Genomic DNA, 11,851 nt, shown 5'->3' with positions numbered 1-11,851 from the left:
TTATACAGTCAAAAAATTAACGCCAACTAATAAAACCAAGAGGTTTAAATGTCCCTTTCATTCACGAGCTGCCTCCTCGCCATGGCGCTGTTAGCTTTTTACATGGGGAAGATGGTGGCGAGTGGTAGTTTGGGCCGGTTGTTTCATGGCCGCGAAGCGGTGTCCATCGAAGCCCAGAATGTGGTCCGCAGGAATCGGGACGCGCTCTATTGGTCAACAGTGTTCGATCTCGATACAGGCCCCGTCACGATCACCTTGCCTGAGACCGTTCATGTCGATGGCGGCGATCAATGAAGATCACGATGTCCCCCCAAACATGTCACCCCTTTCCGGGGCGGCCTTCGCGTACGCGCTCACCTTGCTTTTGGCACCAAATGGCAAGTTTGCGCCAAGGCGTTCTTATACAGTCAAAAAATTAACGCCAACTAATAAAACCAAGAGGTTTAAATGTCCCATTCATCCACGGCCTGTGCCCTTGCGATGGCGCTGGTGGTTTTTGGAAGTGCGAATGCTCAGTCATCCCCGGAGGCGGCGATACCGGTAGGTGTAGATAACTTTGTCCGTGCCGAGTCCGACCTCTACTTGGGAAAAATGGTCGCAAGTGGCAGTTTGGGCCGCTTTGTTCATAGCCGCGAAGCGGTGGCCATTGACGCCCAGAATGTGGTCCGGATGAATCGCGACACGCTCTATTCGTCAGCCGTGTTCGATCTCGATGCAGGTCCCGTCACGATCACCTTGCCTGAGGCCGGTGGACGGTTCATGTCCATGGCGGTGATCAATGAAGACCACTACGTGCCCCTCGTCACTTATGGCGCTGGCCGCCAGACACTGACGAAAGAGGCCATCGGCACACGCTATGTGTTTGTCGCTGTGCGCACGTTCTTCGATCCCGCGGATCGCAAAGACCTTGAAAAGGTCCATGCACTGCAGGACTCCATCGCGGTCAGCCAGGCCAAGGTTGGCGAGTTTGTAGTACCTAAGTGGGACCCGGCGAGCCAGGCCAAGGTGCGTGAGGCGCTGGAGGTCCTGGGTTCGACGATTCCTGACTACAACCAATCCTTTGGCCCCAAGGGCGCGGTCAATCCCATCCATCACTTGATCGGTACCGCGACGGGCTGGGGTGGGAACCCCGTCAAGGACGCTATCTACCTCGGCGGCGTGATGCCTGAGAACGATGGGAAAACCATTTACCGGCTCAAAGTCGGAGAGGTCCCGGTCAATAGTTTCTGGTCTGTCAGTGTTTATAACGCCGACGGTTATTTCCAGAAGAACCCCTATGACGCCTATTCGTTGAACAACCTCACCGCGAGGAAAAGTGAGGATGGCTCGATTCTCATCCAGTTCGGCGGTTGCGACGGGAAGATTGCTAATTGCCTGCCTACCACACCTGGCTGGAACTACACGGTCAGGCTTTATCAGCCGAAAGAACAAATTCTGAATGGAAAGTGGAGTTTCCCGAAGCCGCAGGCCGTCGAGCTCTAACTCATAACGTTCGACTTTTATAACTGGGCACCCACGCCAATAAGTTTGGTTTTACACCCAAGGAAAGAAGCAATGACAACCATCGGTGGTTCAAACTTTTTCAAATATAAAGCGGCGCTCATGACCAGTGCGACCCTCGCCTTTGCGATGGCGTTGCCTGCACACGCAGACGACTCAAGTGAGCCCTCGGTGACCGTCGGTGGCGGACTCGCCGTCGGCCCCTTGTATGAAGGTTCTTCGCACTACGCCGCGTTCCCGTCACTGAAACTCAAAGCGGTTTTGCCTACCGAAAACTGGGGCAAGTTTACTGCCGCGTTCCCCGATGGTCTGCGTTGGGACTTGCCGGGGCTGTCACCTTTTGGAGTGGCCCTGCTGATGGGCTACGACCAGGGCCGCAAGGAAAGAATCCACACCCTGGGCGGTCGTGATGACTACCTCAAAGGCATGGGTAACCTGGACAGCACTGCCCTGGTCGGGGCGGAAGCGTACTGGGTGCTGCCGGCCGGCCGCCTGTTTGTTCGTGGGCTGCAAGCCAGCCAGAGCCGGGATTACGGTGGCGAGAGCCTGGGGCGTACCGCGTTCCTGGAAGCCGGTTTCGCCACAGCCTACGCGCTGTCTTCCACCTTGACCCTGGACTCGACCCTGTACGGCACCTGGAGCAATGAGAAAGACATGATGGCGCGCTTCGGCGTCACCGCCCAACAAGCCGCGCGTACCGGCTTCGAGGAATATCACCCCGGTGGCGGGATGCGCGACGTGACTTTGAAGCTGGGCCTCACCTGGCAATGGCAGCCACAGCTGGCGTTGGAAGGCGGCATCAAGACCTACGCCCTGGTCTCCGACGCCCGCAACAGCCCGCTGACGGGTGAGAACGTGGGCGCAGGCGCCTATCTGAATGCCCTTTACCGGTTTTGATAAGGGAACACCCGATGAAAACAGTACATAAGCAGTTGGGGCTGGCGGGCCTGCTCTGGTCGGGGCTGGTGCTTGCCGACGATGCTGCGCCCAAGGTCACGGACCCTCACTTCAAGCTGGCCCCCGGCTATCTGAACTCGGCAGACCTGCCATTGCGCCTGGCGTTGCTGGGCGCCCCACCAAAGCCTGACTCTGCGGCGCTGGCACGGGATGAGGAGGCACGGCGAGCAGCGCTCTCGCTACGCGGTACGGCTCGGGAGAAACTCGCCGCGGCGGATGCGGAGCTGGCATTCCCAGGCCCGGCCAACGCATTCGCCTGCTCGCTGGGCACGCCGATCACCGAGAAAAATACACCGCATCTTTATACCTTGATGCAGCGCACCCTGTCGGATGCGGGCGGTTCCACCTATGCCGGGAAGAATGCCTACAACCGCACCCGACCCTTCGTGGCACATAACGAAGGGACCTGTCGCAAAGACATGGAACCGCTGCTGCGCACGGATGGTTCCTGGCCTTCCGGCCACTCCGCCGCCGGTTGGGCCTGGGGGCTGTTGCTGGCCGAGATTCAGCCTGCCCGTGCAACCGAGTTGATGACCCGCGGGTTGTCATTCGGCCAGAGCCGCGTCATCTGCGACGCTCACTGGCAGAGCGACGTCGATGCGGGCCGCATCATGGGCGCTGCGACGGTTGCGAGCTTGCATAGCAATCCGGCGTTCCTGGCGGATCTGGCGGCGGCGAAGGAAGAGGTCAAGGCCGCACAAAAAGCGGGCTTGAAGCCCACACAGGACTGTGCGGCCGAGGGCGTGGCGCTCTCGCTGACTCAGCACTGATCGGGGACACACCATCATGCACAGTGACAACCCCCGCTCGGCTTTGTGGCGCAAGCACGCCCATCTGGCGCTGCTGGCTGGCGCCTTTGTCGCCGCCGGGCCCGCCAGGGCGGCAGACAACGATGACTGGACATTCAACGGCGGCCCTTACGTATGGGGCGCCGGCATTCGTGGGCACGTGGGTCATAGCAGCACGGGCACCCAGTTCATAAAGTCCGACTTCTCCGACATCGCCAAGACGGTCGATATGTCGGTGATGCTGATGGGGGAGGCGCGTCGGGGCCCCTACAGCGTGCTCGCCGACCTGATGTACATCGACACCGACACCCGCAACCGCCTGCCGGGGGGCGCCAAGCTTGAGGTCGAAAGCAAGACAGCCTCCGGGTTCCTGGGGGGCGGCTACACGGTGCTGGGTGATGAAAACCGCCGACTGGATGTCGCCGGCGGCGTACGTGCCTGGTACAGCGGCACCACCCTCACCTTCCATGGCGGACCACTCGGTGGCTTATCCGGCTCTGACAACGCCACATGGGCAGACGCCATGGCAGGCCTGCGTGGGCACTATGCCGTGAACGATCGATTCTGGCTGTCATCCTGGGGGATGGCGGGTGCCGGGCAGTCTCGGGAAGACTGGGACCTGGCAGCGCTGGCCGGCTGGGAGTTTTGGCCCGGGTTTTCAGCAGTGGCCGGTTACCGGGCGATGGGGGTGAATTATCGCCATGATGGCTTCGTCTACGACATCGTCCAGAAGGGGCCTTTGCTGGGCATCAGTGGGCGATTCTGAAGCTTGCACCGTCAAGCTCCCCAACAGCCCAAGGGGCTGTCTTCCCACCTGAAAACAGGACGGATGCCCGCTATTCGGGGAGGCCCCTCGGCCACCCCGAAAAGCGAATGCCCCGACGAGTCGGGCACTTACTTTGAGCTGCGCCAGAGCGCATTCCACATAGCCTGGAATGCGGGCCTTTTTGCTGCCTGGAATTGACCCTGGCCGCCAATAGCCGTCGGGCCAAGCAGTAACATCGTTTTGATTTAACTCGAAAGGACTGTCGTGGAGACCCGGCCTATGGTTCAAGAATTCAATCACCATCGTGAATGGGTAGCGGCGCTTGATAAGTACGAGAAACGCCTGATTGAAAACCCCGACCTCCGCTGGGAAGGGCAGCCGCGCGATCAACACACCCGCATGGCACTCGGGCTATACAAACTCAAGTGTTTCGCCGAGCGCATGCGCAAGGACAGCACGGCAATCTGGACCAGACTGGAAGCCATGGACGACCTTCGGCTCCATTTGATCAGCGAGCATCACTGGACCCTACAGGACGTGCGGCGAATACAGGACGAAGAGGATTTTGTGTTCCTTCTTCATGATGAATTGCAGCAGATGAAACTCACCGAGCAAGAGGCTGAACCTGTCCGGCAGTGGACGGATCATCTTGGGTCAAGGGGGGAGTTCCAGCAGCACTACCGGGATTGCGTTCTATAGGGCGGGGGGAGGGAATTCATGGAGAGAATATGGGAGGGCGGTAGCGGTAAGTTGTCATGGGCAGCGAGGAAATAATCGACCACAAGACATCTCCGGCCCTAAGCCCATGCCGTCCCGAGTGATTCTTTCAAACCTGGGTCAGCCCAGCACTGGCGATCAGCAACTTGAGTTGGAGTCTGCCCTTTACAAGCGTCCGATTTTTGGCCGATAGCTGCCTGTATTGTGAGGAGCAAAGGCGCTCTGCGCGGTCAGAGCCAGGGCTATCAATCAGCAACTGGAACAAACTAAATGTCGTGTTGGTCTCAAGTGTGCCTCCTGGCAACGAACTGTTCTTACGTGGGGGGCAGTCCGCAACGTTGGGGTATTTTTTCCATAGGAGGTTTCGCGTGCCCTGGAAGTCAAATCTGGTAGTGCTCGCCCTATCTGCCGTTGCCGTTTCGGCGCAGGCCCAATCCGATCTTGAAGTGGTCGAGGCGATGGTTACTCGCTCGGCCAATGTCTGCCCAGGCCACAGCACCGAACGCACCACGCCCACGGTGAAGGCGGTACCTGTTGGCGCGTTGCGGGTTATGCTTGACCGCGGTTTGGTCATGTGCCCCGACCGGCGCCTCGATAACGACGCGCCGGCTGTGTTCTACGGCAGAGTTGGCGTATTCGAATGGAACCCGGAAGTGCCTGCAAGCTCGGAGGTGATCGCCAAGCAGATCGACACCATGACCCGCAAGGACGAGTACCCACCGGACACCTTGGTTTGGGATGCCAAGGGTATGCCACTGCAGCAGCGCACTGTGCCGGCTTTCGAACCCAAGCCAGGGGCTGCTGTGCTGTACCAGATACGGTAAGCCCAGTGTTCGGGGATCGGGGCGGTCATTAACGTTGTGCTGGGCTTTGGCTTGAATCGCCAGGTCCATGCCGAGGGTGGGCGCCATCCGTTCTTTTTCGTGCCCATGGCTGAGGTACGAGACGGTGGTTAGGCTCAACCTGAAGCTGATGGCAGGTAGATGTGGGTACCTTCGATGTATCTGTGAGGTTGGCTTAGGTCGGGGCTGCTATTTGGAAGCTTCGGGGAGTTCAAATTGAATGCTCATGATGAGCTGTCCACGTCGTTAATTTCACTGCTTTGATGTGATTTCCTCTGTCGAAAAATGCATCAACCAATTGCTCACGAAAAAGCCCCGGATCTTTCGAACTGGGGCTTTTTCATCTCTATATATGGTGCCCCGGCGTCGTTTGAACTGGAGGCTTTTGGTGCCGGTTTATAAGGGGGCTGGTCGGTAGTGTTTCGGTTAGGCATACATGTGGGCATACACGTAGCGCACTACTTATCCGACTCTCTTCGGCACAAAAGAAATGGGCTGTGAAGAACGCTTCTCCGAGGGTGGCCGTGCCTGAGTTCAGGCCAGCTGAAAATCCGACTGTTTTCAACAGAATCGGCCAAAAGCAGACGGCCATGTAGCGGCTTAGAGAGCGTTCATTTGAGGATTAAAGGGTCTACGAAAGCTAGAGCGATTTAGGAGTCACCAGCCCATCAACCATTCGCAAACTCCCGTTATTGACCAAAACAACAATTCTTTCGTCAATCATCCCGGCAATCTTCGCTGTTGCCCGTCCAAAGCCCAGAAGCGCCAGCGCTCCAGAAATAACTTCTTCACGACTCATCGAGAATCCGAGGGTAACCGTTTCTACAAGTGCCTGATCAAGCTCTTCCGGGGCCACCCACTCCACCTTACGCTCCGAAGATTCAAAATGGGCCCGGCTACGGATAGGGATAGCTTTGTTTTCAACTGAATACATGAAGCCACCTCGTCCGTGGAACAACCTGTGTTGCACGCCAAGACGAATAGCCTGCTCGACCGCGTTAGTAATCCTCGAGCCTGCCCGCGTCACACCGAACGCCTCCATAAGTCGGCGAGTGACTTCGGCGGTGTGCACCGGAGCTTCGACCTCCACTACAGTACGAATCATCTGCATTAGACGCTCTGGCTTTTCCTGATGTAGCTCATTCAGCGAGGCTGCGGGTGCCAGACGAGCTTTCACATATTGCCTGCTGGCACTCGGCATAGCTTCAACGGCCGGCACATCCCTGAAAATCTCATGCTTCGGTTCTGACTCCACCTGGGGAAGCGCATTCCGCCCCTCGGCGATCCTGGCACGAGCTGCTTCGATCGCTGCAACGACACGTGCGATTTCCTGCTGAGGGTTGCGGAACCAGTCAGTGCTCCAGATCCGGTGGAAGTTCCAGCCTAGCCCCTCTAGTACGCCTTGACGCAGGCGGTCACGATCACGCGCCGATCGTGCGCTGTGATAGGCGGCGCCATCGCATTCGATCGCCAGGACATAGCGCCCCAGATACTCCGGATCTTTGACGGCAATATCGATGAAGTAACCTGCGGTTCCTACCTGCGGCTCCACCACGTAGTTTCGGTCTCTCAGCGCCTCGATCACTTCCAGCTCAAACGGCGAGTCTGCTGCTTTACCGGTCTCGCATGCGACTTCGAGCTCGCCTGTCTCGGCATACTTGAGGAAGTTTTTCAGCGCCCTGACGCCCTGGGGAGCATTAGCGTCAAGCTCAAGTTCTTCGGCCTTGAAGTTGCTGAACACGCGCATTGCCAATTTGGCCCGGGTGATCAGAACGTTAAGGCGACGGTGGCCACCCTCCCGGTTTACCGGACCGAATTCCTTGGCGATGCGGCCGGACTCGTTACGCCCATACCCGATGCTGATGAATATCTTGTCCCGCTCATCACCCTGTATGTTTTCCAGGTTCTTGACGAAGAATGGTTCACTCCCGTGGTCGGTAAAGAACGCCTCTGCTTCCGGCGACTGACGACGCAGCAACTCGATTTCTACCTGGATCAGATCACGCTGCGCCACGCTGAAGGCAGCCACTCCCAGCGATAGGTCGGGCGTGCGGATCGCGTGTTCCATAACAGCTTTCGCGACAGCCTTGGCTTCCCCCTTGTTCGTGCGGGTACGGCCTCGGTCGTAGACAGCCTCGGGCAAGTAGTCGAAGCTGATACCCGTGGCATCGGGATGCTGACCCGCTGATGGGAAGACCACCAGTTTGCTGTCGTAAAACTCGACGTTAGAAACCGCGATCAACGACTCGTGCCGGCTCCTATAGTGCCAGCGCAAATAGCGCTCCTGGCTACCGGCGACCTTGAACATGCTCAGGATACTTTCAATGTCGGCGGTAGCACCCTCTTCGTCGTCCATCTCGACATCACGACTGAAGAAGTCAGTAGGCGGCATCTGGCGGGTGTCTCCCACGACAACGACCTGCTTACCGCGCATGATGGCGCCAAATGCATCGACCGCTTTCACCTGGGAAGCTTCGTCGAACACCACCACATCGAACTCGACTTTGCCTGGTGGGAGGAAGTTGGCGATCGACATGGGGCTCATCATGAACACCGGTTTTATTTGCTGGATCGCTCGTCCCGCCTTCTCGATCATTTGCCGGATCGGCATATGGCGGCGCTTCTTGTTCAGCTCCGCTCGCAATACTGCCATCTCACCGGGCTGGTTGATATTGGGCATTCCTTCCCACGCCTGCTTCGCTAGGGACGTCTGGGCGTGATTAAGGGAGGCGAGATCGAGCGACTTGAAACGTGCGATCTGGTGCTCATGCTTGATCCGGTCGAACTGCTGGAGCGCCGGGTTTTGGGCATACACTGATTGCACCAGGCCTGCATACCAGGAAAGATCCAGAACGGCAGTCAGGCTTTCGTGCTGGTCACTCCTGATGGCGATGCCAAGTAGCTCGCCCAAGTTGGCGGTAAGCATCTGCTCCGCGAGCACGTTGAATCGCGAAATCTGGTAGAGCGCGGTGAGATTGCCCTGCCACTCCTGCAGACGCGCCTCCAGCGCAGTCAGAGAGAGTTTCCTGACATCAGCCTTAGCGTTCTCATCCTGCATCCCGGTCACTTCCAGCGAATCACGAATCGCTTTGTCCAGCCCGTTTACATGGTGCTCTACGTCAGCGACCGCTTCGCCCAACCCTGTGGCATCGGCATGTCCGGCCAAGAAGGCGATAATGCCCTGCGGGATCTGTCCATGCCCCAGGTCGTCATGCAACTGGATCACCCAGGCACTCAGGCGCTCAAGCACCGGCCAATCGGTCTTCTGGCGTTGCCACTGAGCGCCAAACAGCGCACTACCCAAGGCTTCGTGCTGGTCATACACCTTCTTATTCTGCTGGTAGGTCAAGACCGCGTCGACCAGCTCGAGCATGCCTGCATTGCTTTTCGGCAATACCTCGCGGACTAGCCCCTGCAATCGAGCACGCGAGGCGCGGAAGCGCCCCGAAAAGACTCTCCACCATTTGTCACCGTAGGCTTGCAGGTTCTGGCGAACTTCCAAAAGATCCTGGTCCCAAGCTGCGTCGATCAACTGCTTGTCGAATTGATCACGACAAACAGACATCTTCTCGCCGGCCTCGAGCAATTCGCGAATGGAGTCGCGACGCGACTGCCATTCCCCCGTGGATATTTTGATGCCCTCAAGTCGCGGGGCCTCCGCCGCACGGCGTGCGGCGCGGCAGACTACATCGACATCTGCCAAGGTGACCGGCTGGGTCAGCATCAATCGCTCGGAGAGCGCGGTAGTGGTGGATTGCAAGACATGGAGGTGAGAGATCGCCGACTGCAACGCGTCATTGGCAGTACTTTGTTCGATGGGAGAGAAGAAAGTCCGCTGGCTGCCCCAGAACGGGCTGCGATCCGGCCGTCCCATCGCGTTAAGGTGGAGAACCAATTCTTCGACCAGCTCTCGCTGCTTTTGCTGGTGTGTGAAGCTCCAGCCGGCCATTGGCCCAAACGGAATCACGGGTAGTCCCGGATGAACTCGCTTCAGCCTTAGGTAGCGACCCAGCACATCGAGAAAGGGCAAACCGCTAGCCCCAGCCGATGCACTGACGGCTTCGCAGTAATTATTGAGGGAGTCCTGTAGCTCCTTAAGGCTGGCCAGGTCTCCCTCTGCGCCCTTCGTCATTGGCCGCCCTTGGCTCAGGGTTCGCCCCAACTCCTTGAGCACCGACTGCTTGGTGGATTTGTGGGAGTGCAGCTCGAGTACCGCGTCGCCGAGATGGCTTTCATCCAGGCGGCGCTTCACCACCTCCAGGGCCGCCATCTTCTCGGCAACGAACAGTACCGTTTTTTTCTGCCCAATCAGTTCTGCGATGATGTTGGTAATCGTCTGGGATTTGCCGGTACCTGGTGGGCCTTGAATGACTAGGTTGGAGCCTTCGCGTACTTCCAGGATTGCTTCGGTCTGGCTGCTGTCGGCGTCCTTGACGAAACGGACCTCACCTGGCTTGATCACCGAGTCGATATTCACATCCTCTGGATATGCCGCGCGCAGATCGCCGAAACCCGAGCCCAGCAATCGCTTCATCACCGGATTGGCATCAGGTTGCTTGTCTTCTGGCCAACTTTTCGGGTCGAGATCCTTGAACATCAGGAATTTGCCGAACGAGAAAAAGCCCAGTGCTATTTCGTTACCGGCAATCTTCCATCGCGATTGTTTGCTGACCACAGCAGCAACGTCGCTGAAAAAGCGATCGAGGCTGTTTTCATCGGCATCGAAAGTGTCTTCGTCGAATGCACAAGAACTCAGGTCCAGGCCAAAGTCGGTCTTGAGCTTGGCAACTAGGGATAAGTTCGGCATCAGCTCGTCACCGGAGTACCTCAGCTTAAACGCGTCCTTGGCCCCGCTGCGCTCAAGGGTGACGGGCAGCAGGATCAAAGGTGCCTTTCGCAGGTTTTCAGAACTCTCGGCCTCATACCAATGCAGGAAGCCAAGGGACAGGAACAGCGTGTTGACGCCCTGCTCCTCGATAAAACCTTTGGCCTCGGTGTGGATTTTCAATAGCTGGAGGAAAAGCCGGTCATCTTCGATAGCGGTCTGCAAACGCGTATCGAGATGACGGCGAGCCTTGCCCGCTTCCTCCTCGCCCGCGTCGTCAGTGACGGCATTCCAGTCCAAGCTGTCGAGCTCATACAACAGCTCTTCATCGCCGGGAGTATCACTATTTTCCTCACCTTCCTCTGCTGACTTGGAGGCTTTGACCAGTTCCGCCAGTTTCTTGCGAGCCATTGGCGAAAAGGTCATGGCCTTTTCCTGACGATAGAGGGTCTTGAAGACCTCTTCGGACTGCTCATCGACCACTATCAGGGTCTTGGCGGTCTTACGGAAATTGAGCATGTTGTTGCGAAGCCCGATATCCAGAAGCTCTTTGCGACTGCTCTGTAGCTTCTGGCCGATCACTGCATTCATAGGAAAACCTGCTATCTGAATTGGCACATCAACAGCTTCGAGAGTGTCTGCGGCCTGGAAAGATGCTAATGGAGAAACTGTTCCACGTTGACGCCATCACCGGAAGCTTGGCGGGGAAGTCTAGCGAGCAGTCAGCCGAAAGCTTGAGCCTAGGGCGGTCAACTCATCGGACACAACGATTGCTGAGCTTGGCTTGCTAAAGTCACGAAGATCAGGGAGATATGCAGGTGGGTGAGCCAGTCGAGTGATCACTTTGGAGCGCCTTTCCCTGAGACTCGAGTATCTAATATCCTTTTGCCAGCAACATATCTGCAGCATGAATACACGTAAAGAAATAAGTGATTTGCAGTCATGGCATCAAGCTTGATATGGGCGCTTCCAGATTCCCCGATCAATAAACTTACACATGAACGGGCGACCTCGGAAGTACATTCCTGCCAGGCATCCTGATGCCTAGGTGTGATTCGGCGACGTGGCTTGGCGGCCTAGACCGAAACTTCGGACAGTTCAAACCCAATGCTCACGACGAGCTGCCCCCATCAACCAATCGCCCACAAAAAAGCCCCAGATCTTTCGACCTAGGGCTTCTTCATCTCTATATATGGTGCACCCGGCGGGATTCGAACCCACGACCCCTGCCTTCGGAGGGCAGTACTCTATCCAGCTGAGCTACGGATGCTTGTGCGGGCGACATCATACCCATGTCGACCTTGGGCGTCCATGCTGGTCTTTGGCCGTTCAAACGTAGGATTTTGCCGCGCAGAGGCCCTGCGCCGTGCGCTAGGGATCAACCCGGTGGCGCACGGGCCGATCACGCTGATCAGAAAAATCCGGTAAATACGCGGTTTTCGTTCTTTTTTTCGAA

At 57.4% G+C, this 11,851-nt stretch carries 8 protein-coding genes and 1 tRNA gene; 7 read left to right on the top strand and 2 right to left on the bottom strand.

The window, feature by feature from the left end; genetic code table 11:
* Window positions 1–48: 48 nt before the first annotated feature.
* From ACODSV_RS27480 to ACODSV_RS27450, 7 genes are all read left to right on the top strand, one after another.
* Window positions 49–294 carry a DUF1254 domain-containing protein gene (locus tag ACODSV_RS27480; RefSeq protein ID WP_489078366.1) on the top strand — a complete coding sequence of 82 codons (246 nt, stop codon included), beginning with the start codon at window positions 49–51 and terminating at the stop codon, window positions 292–294.
* A gap of 153 nt (window positions 295–447) precedes the next feature.
* Entirely contained in the window at window positions 448–1,482 is a 1,035-nt protein-coding gene (locus ACODSV_RS27475) for a DUF1254 domain-containing protein (RefSeq protein WP_150056132.1), read from the top strand.
* A 72-nt stretch (window positions 1,483–1,554) separates the two neighbouring features.
* Window positions 1,555–2,397, top strand: coding sequence for a MipA/OmpV family protein (locus ACODSV_RS27470; RefSeq protein ID WP_150056131.1), 843 nt, complete (start codon window positions 1,555–1,557; stop codon window positions 2,395–2,397).
* A 14-nt stretch (window positions 2,398–2,411) separates the two neighbouring features.
* Window positions 2,412–3,227: an acid phosphatase gene (locus ACODSV_RS27465; protein WP_150056130.1), complete on the top strand. Its 816-nt coding sequence runs from the start codon at window positions 2,412–2,414 to the stop codon at window positions 3,225–3,227.
* A 13-nt stretch (window positions 3,228–3,240) separates the two neighbouring features.
* Entirely contained in the window at window positions 3,241–4,011 is a 771-nt protein-coding gene (locus ACODSV_RS27460) for a hypothetical protein (RefSeq protein WP_150056129.1), read from the top strand.
* 279 nt (window positions 4,012–4,290) lie between these two features.
* Window positions 4,291–4,710, top strand: coding sequence for a hypothetical protein (locus ACODSV_RS27455; protein ID WP_102625230.1), 420 nt, complete (start codon window positions 4,291–4,293; stop codon window positions 4,708–4,710).
* A gap of 386 nt (window positions 4,711–5,096) precedes the next feature.
* On the top strand, window positions 5,097–5,552 hold the full coding sequence (locus ACODSV_RS27450) for a hypothetical protein (RefSeq protein WP_150056128.1): 456 nt from the start codon (window positions 5,097–5,099) through the stop codon (window positions 5,550–5,552).
* A gap of 658 nt (window positions 5,553–6,210) precedes the next feature.
* Here the strand turns inward: ACODSV_RS27450 and ACODSV_RS27445 are convergent.
* Both ACODSV_RS27445 and ACODSV_RS27440 read right to left on the bottom strand, forming a co-directional pair.
* Entirely contained in the window at window positions 6,211–10,986 is a 4,776-nt protein-coding gene (locus ACODSV_RS27445) for a DUF3320 domain-containing protein (protein WP_150056127.1), read from the bottom strand.
* 602 nt (window positions 10,987–11,588) lie between these two features.
* Window positions 11,589–11,665 (bottom strand) — tRNA-Arg (locus ACODSV_RS27440).
* Window positions 11,666–11,851 lie beyond the last annotated feature (186 nt).

It is taken from the genome of Pseudomonas sp. FG86, from assembly GCF_057808775.1.
This window is presented reverse-complemented; position numbering and strand designations above follow the sequence as displayed.

Bases quoted from the DNA above. Each gene is read 5' to 3' on its own strand.
- ACODSV_RS27480 (WP_489078366.1), top strand. From the start codon at position 49: ATGTCCCTTTCATTCACGAGCTGCCTCCTCGCCATGGCGCTGTTAGCT.
- ACODSV_RS27475 (WP_150056132.1), top strand. From the start codon at position 448: ATGTCCCATTCATCCACGGCCTGTGCCCTTGCGATGGCGCTGGTGGTT.
- ACODSV_RS27470 (WP_150056131.1), top strand. From the start codon at position 1,555: ATGACAACCATCGGTGGTTCAAACTTTTTCAAATATAAAGCGGCGCTC.
- ACODSV_RS27465 (WP_150056130.1), top strand. From the start codon at position 2,412: ATGAAAACAGTACATAAGCAGTTGGGGCTGGCGGGCCTGCTCTGGTCG.
- ACODSV_RS27455 (WP_102625230.1), top strand. From the start codon at position 4,291: ATGGTTCAAGAATTCAATCACCATCGTGAATGGGTAGCGGCGCTTGAT.
- ACODSV_RS27445 (WP_150056127.1), bottom strand. From the start codon at position 10,986: ATGAATGCAGTGATCGGCCAGAAGCTACAGAGCAGTCGCAAAGAGCTT.